The 13,098-nt window shown below is 37.4% G+C and carries 24 protein-coding genes and 2 pseudogenes; 14 read left to right on the forward strand and 12 right to left on the reverse strand.

What is annotated here, in order from left to right:
- From FJR37_RS23085 to FJR37_RS23100, 4 genes are all read left to right on the forward strand, one after another.
- Window positions 1–520 (forward strand): hypothetical protein (locus tag FJR37_RS23085; protein ID WP_217355370.1); only part of this gene is annotated, 520 nt, incomplete at its 5' end.
- Window positions 521–555: 35 nt separating this feature from the next.
- Window positions 556–1,164 (forward strand): response regulator, encoded by a 609-nt coding sequence (locus tag FJR37_RS23090; protein ID WP_168467225.1) that lies wholly within the window; start codon window positions 556–558, stop codon window positions 1,162–1,164.
- Window positions 1,165–1,215: 51 nt separating this feature from the next.
- The gene (locus FJR37_RS23095) at window positions 1,216–1,383 is read left to right on the forward strand and encodes a hypothetical protein (RefSeq protein ID WP_168467226.1); all 168 of its coding nucleotides are present in this window, start codon (window positions 1,216–1,218) and stop codon (window positions 1,381–1,383) included.
- The gene (locus FJR37_RS23100) at window positions 1,346–1,522 is read left to right on the forward strand and encodes a hypothetical protein (RefSeq protein WP_168467227.1); all 177 of its coding nucleotides are present in this window, start codon (window positions 1,346–1,348) and stop codon (window positions 1,520–1,522) included. The genes FJR37_RS23095 and FJR37_RS23100 overlap by 38 nt, the downstream gene beginning before the upstream one ends.
- A gap of 62 nt (window positions 1,523–1,584) precedes the next feature.
- Here the strand turns inward: FJR37_RS23100 and FJR37_RS23105 are convergent, their stop codons facing one another.
- The 5 genes and pseudogenes from FJR37_RS23105 to FJR37_RS27210 all read right to left on the reverse strand — a co-directional run bounded on the left by FJR37_RS23105 (window position 1,585) and on the right by FJR37_RS27210 (window position 4,208).
- The gene (locus FJR37_RS23105) at window positions 1,585–1,845 is read right to left on the reverse strand and encodes a Txe/YoeB family addiction module toxin (RefSeq protein WP_168467228.1); all 261 of its coding nucleotides are present in this window, start codon (window positions 1,843–1,845) and stop codon (window positions 1,585–1,587) included.
- A gap of 6 nt (window positions 1,846–1,851) precedes the next feature.
- Window positions 1,852–2,091: a hypothetical protein gene (locus tag FJR37_RS23110; RefSeq protein WP_168467229.1), complete on the reverse strand. Its 240-nt coding sequence runs from the start codon at window positions 2,089–2,091 to the stop codon at window positions 1,852–1,854.
- A 270-nt stretch (window positions 2,092–2,361) separates the two neighbouring features.
- Window positions 2,362–2,766 (reverse strand): tetratricopeptide repeat protein, encoded by a 405-nt coding sequence (locus FJR37_RS27205; protein ID WP_371416158.1) that lies wholly within the window; start codon window positions 2,764–2,766, stop codon window positions 2,362–2,364.
- Between the two features lie 6 nt (window positions 2,767–2,772).
- Window positions 2,773–2,871 (reverse strand): annotated as a pseudogene (locus tag FJR37_RS27855) (tetratricopeptide repeat protein); the annotation flags it as partial.
- A 14-nt stretch (window positions 2,872–2,885) separates the two neighbouring features.
- Window positions 2,886–4,208, reverse strand: a complete 1,323-nt coding sequence (locus tag FJR37_RS27210; protein ID WP_254434646.1) for a protein kinase — start codon at window positions 4,206–4,208, stop codon at window positions 2,886–2,888.
- 489 nt (window positions 4,209–4,697) lie between these two features.
- Between FJR37_RS27210 and FJR37_RS23120 the strand changes: the two genes are divergently transcribed.
- Together FJR37_RS23120 and FJR37_RS23125 are read left to right on the forward strand one after the other, a co-directional pair.
- Entirely contained in the window at window positions 4,698–4,949 is a 252-nt protein-coding gene (locus tag FJR37_RS23120) for a hypothetical protein (protein ID WP_027402767.1), read from the forward strand.
- 1 nt (window position 4,950) lies between these two features.
- A complete protein-coding gene (locus tag FJR37_RS23125) occupies window positions 4,951–5,370 on the forward strand; it encodes a hypothetical protein (protein WP_027402766.1) in 420 nt (139 codons plus the stop codon).
- Between the two features lie 220 nt (window positions 5,371–5,590).
- Here FJR37_RS23125 and FJR37_RS23130 read toward each other — a convergent pair whose 3' ends face one another.
- Window positions 5,591–6,007 carry a type II toxin-antitoxin system VapC family toxin gene (locus FJR37_RS23130; protein WP_015078630.1) on the reverse strand — a complete coding sequence of 139 codons (417 nt, stop codon included), beginning with the start codon at window positions 6,005–6,007 and terminating at the stop codon, window positions 5,591–5,593.
- On the reverse strand, window positions 6,007–6,255 hold the full coding sequence (locus FJR37_RS23135) for a hypothetical protein (RefSeq protein ID WP_015078629.1): 249 nt from the start codon (window positions 6,253–6,255) through the stop codon (window positions 6,007–6,009). The genes FJR37_RS23130 and FJR37_RS23135 overlap by 1 nt, the downstream gene beginning before the upstream one ends.
- A gap of 459 nt (window positions 6,256–6,714) precedes the next feature.
- On the opposite strand from FJR37_RS23135, the gene FJR37_RS23140 reads away from it, so the two are divergent.
- Together FJR37_RS23140 and FJR37_RS23145 are read left to right on the forward strand one after the other, a co-directional pair.
- A complete protein-coding gene (locus FJR37_RS23140; RefSeq protein ID WP_027402758.1) occupies window positions 6,715–6,918 on the forward strand; it encodes a type II toxin-antitoxin system HicB family antitoxin in 204 nt (67 codons plus the stop codon).
- Window positions 6,915–7,139 (forward strand): type II toxin-antitoxin system HicA family toxin, encoded by a 225-nt coding sequence (locus FJR37_RS23145; protein WP_039199928.1) that lies wholly within the window; start codon window positions 6,915–6,917, stop codon window positions 7,137–7,139. Before FJR37_RS23140 ends, FJR37_RS23145 begins: the two co-directional genes overlap by 4 nt.
- 420 nt (window positions 7,140–7,559) lie before the next feature.
- Here FJR37_RS23145 and FJR37_RS23150 read toward each other — a convergent pair whose 3' ends face one another.
- Both FJR37_RS23150 and FJR37_RS23155 read right to left on the reverse strand, forming a co-directional pair.
- The gene (locus FJR37_RS23150; protein WP_168467230.1) at window positions 7,560–7,979 is read right to left on the reverse strand and encodes a type II toxin-antitoxin system VapC family toxin; all 420 of its coding nucleotides are present in this window, start codon (window positions 7,977–7,979) and stop codon (window positions 7,560–7,562) included.
- The gene (locus FJR37_RS23155; RefSeq protein ID WP_027402764.1) at window positions 7,958–8,233 is read right to left on the reverse strand and encodes a hypothetical protein; all 276 of its coding nucleotides are present in this window, start codon (window positions 8,231–8,233) and stop codon (window positions 7,958–7,960) included. Before FJR37_RS23155 ends, FJR37_RS23150 begins: the two co-directional genes overlap by 22 nt.
- Window positions 8,234–8,474: 241 nt before the next feature.
- Between FJR37_RS23155 and FJR37_RS23160 the strand changes: the two genes are divergently transcribed.
- Complete coding sequence (locus FJR37_RS23160; protein WP_039199934.1) at window positions 8,475–8,669, forward strand: type II toxin-antitoxin system VapB family antitoxin; 195 nt, start codon at window positions 8,475–8,477, stop codon at window positions 8,667–8,669.
- A 2-nt stretch (window positions 8,670–8,671) separates the two neighbouring features.
- Window positions 8,672–9,079 carry a PIN domain-containing protein gene (locus FJR37_RS23165; protein WP_039199935.1) on the forward strand — a complete coding sequence of 136 codons (408 nt, stop codon included), beginning with the start codon at window positions 8,672–8,674 and terminating at the stop codon, window positions 9,077–9,079.
- Between the two features lie 799 nt (window positions 9,080–9,878).
- Here FJR37_RS23165 and FJR37_RS23170 read toward each other — a convergent pair.
- Window positions 9,879–10,217, reverse strand: a complete 339-nt coding sequence (locus tag FJR37_RS23170; RefSeq protein ID WP_039199937.1) for a type II toxin-antitoxin system RelE/ParE family toxin — start codon at window positions 10,215–10,217, stop codon at window positions 9,879–9,881.
- Window positions 10,201–10,491 (reverse strand): type II toxin-antitoxin system Phd/YefM family antitoxin, encoded by a 291-nt coding sequence (locus FJR37_RS23175; RefSeq protein ID WP_340626545.1) that lies wholly within the window; start codon window positions 10,489–10,491, stop codon window positions 10,201–10,203. Before FJR37_RS23175 ends, FJR37_RS23170 begins: the two co-directional genes overlap by 17 nt.
- 433 nt (window positions 10,492–10,924) lie before the next feature.
- Between FJR37_RS23175 and FJR37_RS23180 the strand changes: the two genes are divergently transcribed.
- The 4 genes from FJR37_RS23180 (at window position 10,925) to FJR37_RS27215 (ending at window position 12,540) form a co-directional block, all read left to right on the forward strand.
- A complete protein-coding gene (locus FJR37_RS23180) occupies window positions 10,925–11,161 on the forward strand; it encodes a hypothetical protein (RefSeq protein ID WP_200888877.1) in 237 nt (78 codons plus the stop codon).
- Entirely contained in the window at window positions 11,161–11,460 is a 300-nt protein-coding gene (locus tag FJR37_RS23185) for a type II toxin-antitoxin system mRNA interferase toxin, RelE/StbE family (protein ID WP_168467231.1), read from the forward strand. Before FJR37_RS23180 ends, FJR37_RS23185 begins: the two co-directional genes overlap by 1 nt.
- Window positions 11,461–11,636: 176 nt before the next feature.
- A complete protein-coding gene (locus tag FJR37_RS23190; protein ID WP_039199943.1) occupies window positions 11,637–11,933 on the forward strand; it encodes a hypothetical protein in 297 nt (98 codons plus the stop codon).
- Window positions 11,934–12,153: 220 nt separating this feature from the next.
- The gene (locus FJR37_RS27215; RefSeq protein ID WP_254434647.1) at window positions 12,154–12,540 is read left to right on the forward strand and encodes a hypothetical protein; all 387 of its coding nucleotides are present in this window, start codon (window positions 12,154–12,156) and stop codon (window positions 12,538–12,540) included.
- Window positions 12,541–12,571: 31 nt separating this feature from the next.
- On the opposite strand, the pseudogene FJR37_RS23200 reads toward FJR37_RS27215, so the two are convergent.
- A pseudogene (locus FJR37_RS23200) lies at window positions 12,572–13,098 on the reverse strand (DNA cytosine methyltransferase); the annotation flags it as partial.

A 13,098-nucleotide genomic window follows, 5' to 3' on the forward strand; every position in this document is an offset into this window, starting at 1 on the left:
CACTAGTCTCAACCGATCACAGGCAGATTTCTTTATGAGAGAGGGATTAAAGACATTTCCCTCACGATTTCCACTGCTATGGAAGATACATATCATTAGCTTGGATGAAAAACTTCTTGGAATCTACCAAAGCTTATTTCCAACGAGTGTAGTTAGCAGTATTTGTGCTGTACCTATATCTGAATTATCTGATTTTCCACATGAAGAAGAAGTTCTCCTTCGTGGTCCTTTTTTTCAAGTTATTAACTTTTACCAAGAAGGGATGATTGAAGAAAAACCTCTTTCGGTAATTGAAGTAGTAATGTTAAATAGTAATCGAGATCACCCCAGCACTGCGGAACTTGGGGAAAATGATAGTCTTGCTCGAAATATTTTTGGAAATATTGTGGGCATTAGAAGGAATAAGTTTTGCCTAGACTATTGCAAGGTAAATGCCCTTGAAGATGATGCCAACGCCTATTATAAAAAACTTGAGGAAAATAATCGGCAATTTGAAAAGCTGATCGAAATATCCAGTTAATAATTCAATCGTAAATTCAATCGCAGGAGTATGTTATGGAATATGCAGGAACTCTTTTTCTTCTGGTTTTATTTATTTTGCTAATTGTCGCAATTGTTGGTGGCAAGGTAAAAATAGCTCCTAATGAAGTAATTCTAGATACTCCAGGATTCCTGGATTATTTGCGAAAAGCTCATCTTGCTCGTGGAACTAAGTCTCACATCAAAGATACGAAAATTAAAACTAAGGCAGAGAAATTTGTTAAAAAACTGAGTTCACTTCCTGCTGGGGTTGTCCTTTGGGTAGATGATCACCAAATAAATAACATTAATGAAAGACTTGCCCTTGCCAAATTAGGTATACATTGCGAGAGCTACTCTAACAATGACGAGGCTCTGCTTGCATTGGATCAGATAAATCCTGATCTGATAATATCTGATATAGGTCGAGATTCGGGAGAGGATGGTTTCGCTCTCTTAGAATCCGTCCGGCAGCAATCATCCGATATAGTTTTTATATTTTATACGGTATCTCCTAATCAAGAACGTTTGGAAAAAGCTCAATGTGGGGGAGCTACAGCTATTATTGAACTACCAGACAATCTGATACAAGAAGTAGAAACTTACGTAGCTTTGCGGAGATTTCGCAATAAAAGCAACAGTTGAGCAGGCTAACAATTCTGTTGTGTGCGATCGCTGTTTAGGAATAAGTTGGGAGTGCGATCGTTTAAAATTGGGGTGGTTGTGTGCGATAGCGAAGCACTCCGTAGGAATCGTTTAAAATTAGGGGGTTGTGAGCGATCACCGTTGGGGATGTTGGGGTGCGATCGTTTAAAATTAGGGGGTTGTGAGCGATCGCTGTTTGGGGATGTGGGAGAGCGATAGTTTAAAATTGGGGTTGTGTGCGATCGCTGTTTGGGGATGTGGGGTGCGATTGTTTAAAATTAGGGTTGTGTGCGATCGCTGTTTGGGGATGTTGGGATGCGATTGTTTAAAATTAGGGTTGTGTGCGATCGCTGTTTAGGATATTGGTTGGGAGTGCGATCGTTTAAAATTGGGGTTGTGTGCGATCAGATCGCATTTATATCAATCATAATGATATTTACAGGAAATGATAATCAATAAATCTTCTTCAACTTTATAAACCAACCTATGTTCATCGGTAATTCTCCTAGACCAGTAACCTTGTAATTCATATTTTAAAGGTTCTGGTTTTCCTATTCCTGAAAATGGATCTCTTTGGATATCTTTAATCAATGACAATATTTTTTTAAAGACTTTTTGATCCTCTGTTCCCCATTGTCCCAACTCTTCAAAAGCTTTTGGTTCAAATGCTACTTTTGTCATATTCACTTATACCAATATGTCACTTATACCAACATAAATTAAATTTCCTTTTTCAACATTTTCTATGGCTTTTAGTAAATATTCTTTGTTAGCTTTTGACTTTAAAAGATATGTGGTTTCATCTTCAATTACTTGATCAACTAACACAATTACCTCTACAATTGTTCCCTCTGGTAACTCAGTTGTAGGTAATTCAATCTTGCCATTTTTACCAACGGTTGCTTTTTGTTTAATTCTAGTAATCATGGGTTGTTTTTATTTCCTTGTTTATTGTTATTATAACATCTATATTACAGCGATTCCTATTTACAGCAAATTGTCATCAAACCCGGAACAAGAACCCCACCCCCAACCCCCTCCCCGCAAGCGATGAGGGGGCTAAGATGTACCTCATAAGATTGGAAATTGCTGTAAGTGAGGTACAAGTAGTAATAATTGAACGCAGATAAACGCAGATAATTTTCTACTTCGTTAAATTGGAAAATCCTATGTTATCAATTACAAATATATATATGATTAATGTTGCTGTAGTTCGCTAATTCTATCTAAAGCTTTTCGATACCATGTATTGTCACCTTGCTGTTGATATAATTTTGCAGCTTCCTGAAAGTCAGTTATTGCAGCTTGCTTATCTCCTAAAATAATATAGGCAAATCCCCGGTTGTAGTAGGCAACGGCATAGTTAGGATTAATCTTGATAGCTTGGTTATAATCTACTATTGCTGCTTGCTGATCCTCTAAATCACGGGCATTTCCCCGGTTGTAGTAGGCTTCAGCATAGTTAGGATTAATCTTGATAGCTTGATTGTAATCTGCTATTGCTGCTTCCTTATCTCCTAAATCAGATTTAGCATTTCCCCGGTTGTTGTATGCATTGGCATGGTTAGGATTAATCTTGATAGCTTGATTGTAATCTGCTATTGCTGCTTTATGATTTCCTAATGTACGATAGACTGCTCCCCGGTTGATGTATGCATTGGCATATTTAGGATTAATTTTGAGAGCTTGGTTGTAATCTGCTATTGCTGCTTGATTATCTCCTAAATCAGATTTAGCATTTCCCGGCCGTTGTAGGCTTCGGCAAAGTTAGGATTAATTTTGAGAGCTTGGTTGTAATCTGCTATTGCTGCTTGATTATCTCCTAAATCAGATTTAGCAACTCCCCGGTTGTTGTAGGCTTCGGCAACATTAGGATTAATACTAATACCTTGGGTATAGTCTTTGATCGCTCCTTGCTTATCACCATTTTCAGATTTATTATAAGCACGATCAAAAAATTCCTGTGCTGTATTAGTATTTATAGGTTCAGGAGTTGGAGATATTGCTGGAGAATTTTCAGGTTCAGATGTATCTTCAGGAGTTGGAGATATTGTTAGAGAATTTTCAGGTTCAGAAGTCTGTTGAGAGGTTGAAGATACTTTTGGAGAACCTTGATTAGAGAATGAGTTATTTATAACATAACCACCAGCAAAACTCAAAGCTACTGCTATACCAAAACCAACTATAATTTTCTTAGGGAAATCTTGCGTACTAGGTACAACTACAGTTTTATTAGGAGGTGGAATTAGTGCTTGTAACGCTTCATTAGCATTTTTATAACGTTGACTAAAATGGTCACGTACCATATTATTTAAAACTTCACAAAATCTATTACTAACTTGAGCATGATTTCGCCAAATTATTTCTCCAGTAGTTGAATCTTCCTCAAGTTGTGCTGGTAATAAACCCGTTAACGCTTGAATCCCAATTATTCCTACAGCATAAATATCACTAGCAAATTTAGGTTTCCCATTTGCCTGTTCAGAAGGCATATATCCAGGTGTACCAATACCTACAGTTAAACTTGTTTGCCCTTTTGAATTAACTGTAAAAGCCGCAATTTCTTTAACTGCTCCAAAATCAATTAAAACTATTTTACCATCAGAACGACGACGCATTATATTTGATGGTTTAATATCTCGATGAATAATATTTTGTTGATGAAGAATAGCTAAAATTTCCAGAATTTCTTGTAGTAGTTTAATTGTCTGTTTTTCACTTAATTTTTTACCAGAAATAATCTCTGTATTCAAATCATATCCATCTACAAATTCTTGCACAAGATAAAATTCACCGTTTTCTGTAAAATAAGCATAAAGGGCAGGAATTTGATCATATTTACCTAAGTCTTGTAATATCTTGGCTTCATTTTCAAATAATCTTTGAGAAATTGCCAATACATTAGGATCAGGATTGCGCTTTAAGTGCTTAACTACACATTTAGGATTTACTGGTAAGGCGGTATCTTCAGCTAAATAAGTATCTCCAAACCCACCTTGACCTATTTCTTTAATGATTTTATAACGACTCAGAAGTGTAGGCATCTTTACCTGTACTAATAATTTTATCTATACATGATTGTTGAGTATAATGTATTTATAACCTAGTATACGAAAATATCATTATTAAAAACTTTAAAAATGCTTTGCTTAAAGTCATTTAATCAAGCCTGATCGCAATTTAGGAATAAGTTGGGAGAGCGATTTTTTAAAATTGGGTGGTTGTGTGCGATAGCAAAGCGCTCCGTAGGAATCGCTGTTTGGGGATGTTGGGGTGCGATCGTTTAAAATTAGAGGTTGGGAGCGATCGCTGTTTGGGGTGTTGGGAGTGCGACTTCTAAAATTGGGGTTGGGAGCGATAGCGAAGCGCTGCTGCAAGCAGTTCGCTGTTTTGGGGTGTTGGGGTGCGATAGCGAAGCGCTCCGTAGGAATCGTTTAAAATTGGTTGTGTGCGATATCTAAATAGCTACTCAATGTGGCCAGATTTAGGAAGATGCTATGATCCAAATCAGATAGCAAAACCTGATGTTTAATATGCCTCTTAGCGAACTTCTACCAACTGTTAGTCAACTAACACATCAAGATAAGCTCAGACTTATACACTTTCTTTTGCTTGCAGTAGCTAAAGAAGAAGGATGTAGCCTAGACACCGCAAGTAATGAGCATCATGAAAATATGCTGATGAATCAACTAACAGTTACTGAGGCAGTTGTATGGTCACCTCAAGTAGATAATGAAGCTGTTCAAGCCTTATCTCAGCTTTTGCTAGAGGCACAGGGAGTATAAAATGCTTGGTGGTCATCGCTTGTTATTTACAGAACGCACTGACAGTTCTGGTCGTTCTAGTATTTTGCCATACTTGCCGCTAATCTTGACTAATGGAAAAAGTTCCATAGAAGTTATGGCTTTATTAGACACTGGCGCTAGTGTTAATGTCTTACCCTACGAAATTGGATTACAGTTAGGAGCAGTCTGGGAAAGTCAAACCGTTCAAATTCCACTTAGTGGAAATCTCGCTCATAGTGACTCACGAGGGCTAGTTTTAACTGGGACAGTAGCCAATTTTGCACCTGTTTTACTTGCCTTTGCGTGGACTCAATCAACAGATGTACCTGTCATTTTAGGTCACATGAACTTTTTTGCAGAATTTAATGTATGTTTTTATCGCCATGAATTGGCTTTTGAGGTTTGTCCGATCCAGAAATAAAGTGTGATAGCGATAGCGTAAGTGCTGACTTGTCAGTTCGCCTAAAATTAGGGGAGTTGTAAGCGATCGCTGTTTGGGGATGTTGGGGTGCGATAGTTTAAAATTGGGGTTGTATGCGATAGCGAAGCGCTGCTGCAAGCAGTTCGCTGTTTGGGGATGTTAGGGTGCGATAGCGAAGCGCGACCTAGGAATCAGGAGACTGTGGTGCAATTCAATGATGTTATTCAGGCATAATAACAGGAATAACCTTATTTTTATATTGACGATAAACCCTAAAATCACTATCTAAAGTGAAAACACTACTTCCTCTAATTAATTCACTCATTCTTACTAAACAAGCATCAGCTAAAGACATAGGAACGGAGTGATATTGTTTCATTAATTGCTTAATTACCGTTACTTCTTCACTTAAATTAAAAGGTATTTTAATTACTTCTGCTTCCAATAAAGATAAAATAGCACTTTCTCCTCCATGAACATTTTGTAATAAAAAACAAGATTCCGCAATAACCGCTTCACAAGTAAATAAAGGGGGACGTAAATTTTTCCATTTTTCTACTGTCCATTTATGAAGATTATCACTTTTATCAATAAAAGCCACTAAAGGCGAAGTATCTATAATAATTTCTGATTTCATTATTTACCAAATCCTTGAAGATACCTTTTATTAGTAGATAAATCACTAATCCCACTTTCTACAGATCCAGCCCATTCCTTAGCTAAATCATAAGCTGAAACCTCTTGATTGTCTTGTGATTTTGTTTTTTTACTGTGCATAAATTCCATAAAATCTAAGATAGTTTGTTGTTGTTCAATAGTTAGATTTCTAAATTTATCTAACAGTGTGTTTTCTTGAATTATAGGTTTATCAGTTGCTTGAGACATAGTTTTTCTGCAAAAATTAAACAGTTTTCATCAACATCATATCAAATTTTTAAACCTTCTACAAATTATTTGTGCGATAGCGAAGCGCTGCTGCAAGCAGTTCGTTTAAAATTAGGGGGTTGTGAGCGATAGCGAAGCGCGACCTAGGAATCGCTGTTTAGGGATGTTGGGGTGTGATTGTTTAAAATTAGGGTGGTTGTGAGCGATAGCGAAGCGCGACCTAGGAATCGCTGTTTGGGGATGTTGGGAGTGCGATAGCGAAGCGCTGCTGCAAGCAGTTCGTTTAAAATTAGGGTTGTGTGCGATAGCGAAGCGCGACCTAGGAATCGCTGTTTAGGAATAAGTTGGGAGTGCGATCGCGTACAGCGCGACCAAGGAATCGCCAATCTTGTAGTGCCAGGATACTACGAAGAACCGTTTGCTATGATTGAGATTAATTCTACAAATATTATAGTAACTATGAAGTGGCGAGTCATACTTGAACCTGATCCAGAAACAAGCGAATGGGCAATTTGGTGTCCAGAACTCCCTGGATGCACCTCTGCCGGTGTTACACAAGAAGAAGCCCTTAATAATATAAGAGAAGCGATCGAGCTTTATTTACAGCCCGATACTATTCAACTTCTTCCTGGAGCAGTAATCCGTGAGGTTATGCTCGGATGACTCGACTCAGGAGAATGAAGGCTGATGATGTTGAACGCATATTACGTAAACATGGCTTTGAACTAATATCTCAGAAAGGTAGTCATAGAAAATGGCGTAGTCAAGCTCAAGACACCCAAGTTATTGTGCCTTTTCATCAAGGCAGAGACTTGCCCACTGGAACATTACGTAACATTATGGTTACAGCTATGATCCCAGAGGAAGAGTGGAAATCTGCTTAGAAGTCAATCAGAGGGGCAATAGTGCAAGCTCTAACTTGTCAGTTCGCTGTTTAGGATGTTGGTTGGGAGTGCGTAAGCGTTGCGCTGCTGCAAGCAGTTCGTTTAAAATTAGGAGTAGTTGTAAGCGATAGCGAAGCGCGACCTAGGAATCGCTGTTTGGGAGAGCGTAAGCGTTGCGCTGCTGCAAGCAGTTCGTTTAAAATTAGGGTAGTTGTGTGCGTAAGCGTTGCGCGACCTAGGAATCGCTATTTGGGATGTTGGGGTGCGATAGCGTAAGCGCTGCCGCAAGCAGTTCGTTTAAAATTAGGGGGTTGTGAGCGATAGCGAAGCGCGACCTAGGAATCGCTGTTTGGGGATGTTGGGGTGCGATAGCGAAGCGCTCCGCAGGAATCGCGCTTATATATTAACTATATATTTCTTTCAAGGCAAAATCTCAAAACAATCACAATGCTGAGGTCGAAATAATCTAAAATATCGCTGATCTAAAGTCAATATTCTTTTAATATCAAAACGTTCAGCTATAGCCATAACACTTGCATCTACAAAATCAATCCGACTATCTGCATATTCATCCAAAATTTCCGCAACACGCACCAAATCTTGATCTGTCAAAGCTACTAAAATAAATCTACTTGCAGATAGTCCTTTTAAGAAAGCGACTAATGTTGCTGAACCTGCATTACGTCCTACTAAATAAGCCACTTCTGCTAATACTGTTTGTGGCAATAAAATTTGTTTTTGTTGTGTGTATACTGGTGTTACACTATTGTGCATTGTATCCAAACGATTCAACAATGCGACAACAAAGCCAGTATCAGCTACTGCTGGGGTTCTTTCCATGTCCAACCTGATTTCTCTGTCACTTCATTTTGGAGAATATCTTCGGAATTAATAGCTAAATCAGGTGTGGCTGCAAATAAGCCAATTAATGGATCAGATACAGCATCATTAACTGTTTCTAGTGATTGGATTTCCAGGTATGATCTGACAGCTTCACTAATAATTGATTCCGGTGATTGACCACGGTTACTAGCCAGATTGATCAGTTTTTCGAGTAAAGTCTGTTCTGGATTCCAGTTAAATGTAGATTTCACAAGATAATTTCTCTCTTATTAACCACAAATAATATTATAACAAATAAGTGCAATTTTATTAACTAATTATTTGCTTAGTGTCTTAATGAAGAAGCGCGACCTAGGAATCGCCGAAAATTAGGGTATTTGTGAGCGATAGCGAAGCGCTGCTGCAAGCAGTTCGTTTAAAATTAGGGGGTTGTGAGCGATCGCCTAGAGTGAGCTACCATTTATTTAGTCATTGTTAGGATCAGAATTGATTATGACTACATCTCTCAACATCAACGAAGCCTTACTAAATGAGGCGTTGGCACTTGACAATCAGGTGAACATTGATTCTTTAGTAGAAACAGCGCTGCGCGAATATATTCAACGTCGTAAGCGGCTCAAAGTATTAGACCTCTTTGGGACTATCGAGTATGACGAAAGCTATAACTATAAGCAGCAACGTCATTAAGCATGAGCATTATTGTTGATACTTCCGTTTGGTCATTGGCTCTACGTCGGAAAACACCACCTGATTTTTCCCCAGCAGTTACAATATTGCAGAATTTAATCACTGATGACCAAGTTGCCTTACTAGGTGCGATTCGTCAAGAAATTCTTTCTGGAATCCGCAATTTTGAACAGTTTACCCGTCTGCGAGATTATCCCCGAGCTTTCCCTGATTTAGAACTTATACCTGAAGACTACGAACTTGCTGCGGAGTTTTTTAATACCTGCCGCAGTAAGGGTATTCAGGGTTCAAATACTGATTTTTTGATTTGTGCAGTTGCTCATCGTCGCAGCTACAGCATCCTCTCCACTGACAATGATTTTCAGAATTTTCTAGTACATATTCCTATTATGGTAGTGGTAAATATGTAGTGAAATCTCATATTTTCCAACTTAAATTATTCGTTTGTAGCTGTTGAAATTTTAATTATATTTAACTAACTAATTGAAAATTATCTAAAATATAAAGTTTCCAAATATATGATTTCATTAGAACGTGTTAAGTGTTATATGTAGTGAAGTACCAGTATTTTTAAATTCAACTATTTCAGCTTTGATGTCAATCTCCAGACCTGATAATTAATTGATATGATCTAAAGAAGAAGTCGGGAATCTTATAACCCAAAATAATCGTCTTCCTCTGTGTCCTCTGTGTCTGGAGTGGTTCGTTATTTATTCAAGTAGGAAAATTACAGATAAATCAATAATCAAGAATTGGTTTGTGGGAAATTGGGAATTGTTTTTGTCTGAATCAGGATATCCAGGATTAAAGGATTTACAAGATATTATTTAATGATTTTTGGTAGAAAGTTGAGGATTATTTTTGTTTATTATGATTCTGACAATTACAACATTCACCACCAATAAACAACCGATAAATTACATCCTGTACATCCTCAAATCCTGGACATCCTGATTCAGACAAAAAATCCGCGTTCATCTGCGTTTATCAGCGTTCACCCCTGAATCAAGGATCAAAAATAGGCGATCTCTCTTTTTATGTACGAAATGAGTTAAGCGATAGCGAAGCGCTGCTGCAAGCAGTTCGCTGTTTGGGGATGTTGGGGTGTGATAGCGTAAGTGCTGCTGCAAGCAGTTCGTTTAAAATTAGGGGGTTGTGTGCAATAGTTCAGCGGTAACGGAAGATATCGCTATTTAGTCCTAAATTTTATCACTCATCTCCCAATAAATCCTGTATATTTTCCAATCTCTGCTGAGAACCATGACGAACACGATGAATATATACAACTCCTTCCTCTTCCCCAAGATTTTTAACCGTAAATAAAATCAAAAATTGTTTTTGATAAAGAAGTTGTCGAACTTCAATTTCCATATACTGACTTTCTATAGCTAAAGAACAACGTTGTGGAAAATTTTCCAACGTTAGCATAATTTCATAACATCCCCGCACCCACCGAAAAGCTCTTTCCTGCGAATCCTCTTTTATCCATAGGAAAATACTCTCAATATCAGCAATAGCACTAGGCGAAATCTCAATCCGGTATGCCATATTTTTCCTTAAATTCTGCAAATGCTTGATTTAAGGGCATACCCTCACCTTGTTCAAACTCATTTATACTTTTACGTATCGTAGCAATAGATTCTAGTAATTCAAGTCTATCAATAAGTTTTTGATAACTTTCAGCATCCTGAACCACAGCAGCAGCTTTACCATTCACAGTCAGCACAATAGGAGATTTAGTTTCTTTTAACCTATCCAAAAACATCTTTGCTCCTCGCTGAAATTCTGATAAGGGGTGAATATTGCTCAAGTTCAACATCATAATTTCAATAAATTATTTGATAATTTAATGTTAATTCTATGAAAATATTTTGTCAAGGGAAGATATAGCTGTTTTGGGAGGTGTGAGATAGTAATAGCGTTTGCAAAACGTCCGGGAGGGAACTAGCGCGACCTAGTAATTGCTGTTTGGGGTGTTGGGGTGCGATAGCGTAAGCTCTGCTGCAAGCAGTTCGTTTAAAATTAGGGGGTTGTGAGCGATCGCGTTCGCGGTAGCGTCTCGTTCGCATAGCGTTCCGAAGGAATAGAGATAGCGCGACCTAGGAATCGCTGTTTGGGGATATTGGGGTGCGATAGCGAAGCGCTCTGTAGAAATCGCTGTTGGGGATGTGTGGGAGTGCGATATTTTATTTTATTATTAGCAAAGCTACAAGAGAAATACTAAAATAAATAAAGTAATTCAGTTGAGAGCATTTATGGAACAAATTAACACATTTGAAGAAGTTCTCAATCTAGTGACCGATCTACCACTTGATCAACAAGAACTACTAATTAATATCCTACAACGTCGAATAGCTGATATGCGACGAAAAGAATTAGCAAATTCATCACAGGAAGCACTAGCTGAATTTAGAACTGGTAATCTTAAACCTCAAACCGCAACTGAAGCGATCGCTGAGTTAAGAACTTACTTAAATACTAATGAAACATAATGAGAAAACTGGTTCTTACTTCTCGCTTCAAGCGATCTTTGCGAAAATTTATCAAATATGATCAGAATTTACAAGCACGTATTGAGGAAACATTACAGCAAATGGCAACAGATTTATTTGCTGCTAACCTTGCTACTCATCAGCTAAAAGGTGAGTTTGATGGTTTACGTGCTTGTTCCTGTGGATATGACTGTCGGATTATTTTCTCTATGGAAAAAGATGATGAAACTGGTGAAGAAGTATTGGTTCTTTTAAACATAGGTTCTCATGATGTGATGATGTCTACTAAAAGAGATTGATCACTGTTTAGGATGTTGGTTGGGAGAGAGATCGTTTAAAATTAGGGGGTTGTGTGCGATAGCGAAGCGCTCCGTAGGAATCGCTGTTTGGGAATGAATATTAAAAAATTAATTTATTGAACGATATAATATAAATAAAAATTAGATTTTTCCAAAGCATAAATAGAGTAAATATCATGCAAGAACAATTAGCCGACTATCAACAAGAACTAACAGAACGCATTTCTCATGTTGTAGATAAACTATTTCGGGGTAGTAGTTTCTACATAGTGAAATTAGATCAGCATGAAATGACTGAAATGTTGATAAAATTATTTAGCAGATTTTCCCCAGAAGCAATGAGAGAAATTAAAGAACATGATTTAACTAGAAGGATTGGTAAAATCTTAACATTAGAAGCTGTTGCTGGGACATTAAACGATTTAACACCAGAAGAAATAGCAATTTTTGATGCAGCAGTAGCGAGAAAATAAAACCATGAATTTTTTACTTGATTCAAATATTGTTAGTTATGCGTTAAAGAAAAATATAACTATAAATAATAAATTGAGAGAGTTAAGCTTTCTTGGTTCAGAAATATTTATTAGTTGTATAACTTACTATGAAATTAAAAGAGGTTTGATATCTCTCAATGCTACTAAACAATTGGGAGATTTTCATGGATTTTGTAAGAGGTTGTTTGAAAAGTATTAGATGAAACCGATAATCTCCAGAAACCTAACCCCCCTTCCCCCCTTCCCTACGTTAGCGCAGCGTGCCGAAGGCTGGGAATGGGGGTTTCAAAGCCTCTCCCCGCATCGGGGAGAGGTTTGGAGAGGGGTTTATTTATACATTAAAAACTTTTCAAACATCCTCTCACAAAAGAATAGAGCTAAAAAAGAATTAGGTATTCATGAAAATCCATTATTTATATCAGCTTTTGATTTAGGTGACTGGACATTTAACGATCCTAAAATTCCTCGTGTTGCTGGTAAAGTATTTTGGAATTCTATTCATATAGAATATGACCTTGTTGAGAGCAAAGTAAGAAATATGTTACAGAAAATTGATAAAGCATTTGCTGAATTGGCCAGAAAATAACTAGTTACAATTTTATAGAGAAAAAAGTGATTAAATATTTTAAGCGACTTTCTGGATAAGCCATAAATTCTCGTTCTGTATCAATTAAATCTGTTATAGCATCTCCTAAAGTTCGCCATTTAGGTAAAATTTTACCATCTTTGCAATATTTGGGAATGGGAAATGTAGCAACTTCACCATCTCTAGAACCAATGAATACTACACGCGCTCTATTTTGTGGAACCCCATAATCTGCTGCTTATAAAAGATTATAAACTACGTTGTAGTCTATTTCCTTCATTTCTGATAATACTACTTTCAAAGCAGCACCAGCGATTTCATCAACTTCTAAAGGTGGGTAATCTTTTCCTCTTTGGTTAATTGGTCTATGACGAAGTGGAGCAGAAAGCAACCCTTTGACATTTTCCATTAAGAAAAAACGGGGTTGGACTTCTTTAACAATGCGAACAAAGTCCATGAATAAACTACCGCGAGGGTCTATAACTGAACCTCTTTTTCCTGCTGTACTAAATGGTTGACATGGTGGTCCACCTGTTACTAAATCTACTTCTCCAGGTT

It is taken from the genome of Aphanizomenon sp. UHCC 0183, from assembly GCF_009712065.1.
Lineage (GTDB): Bacteria > Cyanobacteriota > Cyanobacteriia > Cyanobacteriales > Nostocaceae > Dolichospermum > Dolichospermum heterosporum.

What these genes read in the sequence shown, in the direction of transcription:
- FJR37_RS23090 (WP_168467225.1), top strand. Translation starts at nt 556, where the DNA reads ATGGAATATGCAGGAACTCTTTTTCTTCTGGTTTTATTTATTTTGCTA.
- FJR37_RS23105 (WP_168467228.1), bottom strand. Translation starts at nt 1,845, where the DNA reads ATGACAAAAGTAGCATTTGAACCAAAAGCTTTTGAAGAGTTGGGACAA.
- FJR37_RS23110 (WP_168467229.1), bottom strand. Translation starts at nt 2,091, where the DNA reads ATGATTACTAGAATTAAACAAAAAGCAACCGTTGGTAAAAATGGCAAG.
- FJR37_RS27210 (WP_254434646.1), bottom strand. Translation starts at nt 4,208, where the DNA reads ATGCCTACACTTCTGAGTCGTTATAAAATCATTAAAGAAATAGGTCAA.
- FJR37_RS23120 (WP_027402767.1), top strand. Translation starts at nt 4,698, where the DNA reads ATGCCTCTTAGCGAACTTCTACCAACTGTTAGTCAACTAACACATCAA.
- FJR37_RS23125 (WP_027402766.1), top strand. Translation starts at nt 4,951, where the DNA reads ATGCTTGGTGGTCATCGCTTGTTATTTACAGAACGCACTGACAGTTCT.
- FJR37_RS23130 (WP_015078630.1), bottom strand. Translation starts at nt 6,007, where the DNA reads ATGAAATCAGAAATTATTATAGATACTTCGCCTTTAGTGGCTTTTATT.
- FJR37_RS23135 (WP_015078629.1), bottom strand. Translation starts at nt 6,255, where the DNA reads ATGTCTCAAGCAACTGATAAACCTATAATTCAAGAAAACACACTGTTA.
- FJR37_RS23140 (WP_027402758.1), top strand. Translation starts at nt 6,715, where the DNA reads ATGAAGTGGCGAGTCATACTTGAACCTGATCCAGAAACAAGCGAATGG.
- FJR37_RS23145 (WP_039199928.1), top strand. Translation starts at nt 6,915, where the DNA reads ATGACTCGACTCAGGAGAATGAAGGCTGATGATGTTGAACGCATATTA.
- FJR37_RS23150 (WP_168467230.1), bottom strand. Translation starts at nt 7,979, where the DNA reads ATGGAAAGAACCCCAGCAGTAGCTGATACTGGCTTTGTTGTCGCATTG.
- FJR37_RS23160 (WP_039199934.1), top strand. Translation starts at nt 8,475, where the DNA reads ATGACTACATCTCTCAACATCAACGAAGCCTTACTAAATGAGGCGTTG.
- FJR37_RS23165 (WP_039199935.1), top strand. Translation starts at nt 8,672, where the DNA reads ATGAGCATTATTGTTGATACTTCCGTTTGGTCATTGGCTCTACGTCGG.
- FJR37_RS23170 (WP_039199937.1), bottom strand. Translation starts at nt 10,217, where the DNA reads ATGGCATACCGGATTGAGATTTCGCCTAGTGCTATTGCTGATATTGAG.
- FJR37_RS23175 (WP_340626545.1), bottom strand. Translation starts at nt 10,491, where the DNA reads ATGATGTTGAACTTGAGCAATATTCACCCCTTATCAGAATTTCAGCGA.
- FJR37_RS23180 (WP_200888877.1), top strand. Translation starts at nt 10,925, where the DNA reads ATGGAACAAATTAACACATTTGAAGAAGTTCTCAATCTAGTGACCGAT.
- FJR37_RS23185 (WP_168467231.1), top strand. Translation starts at nt 11,161, where the DNA reads ATGAGAAAACTGGTTCTTACTTCTCGCTTCAAGCGATCTTTGCGAAAA.
- FJR37_RS23190 (WP_039199943.1), top strand. Translation starts at nt 11,637, where the DNA reads ATGCAAGAACAATTAGCCGACTATCAACAAGAACTAACAGAACGCATT.
- FJR37_RS27215 (WP_254434647.1), top strand. Translation starts at nt 12,154, where the DNA reads ATGAAACCGATAATCTCCAGAAACCTAACCCCCCTTCCCCCCTTCCCT.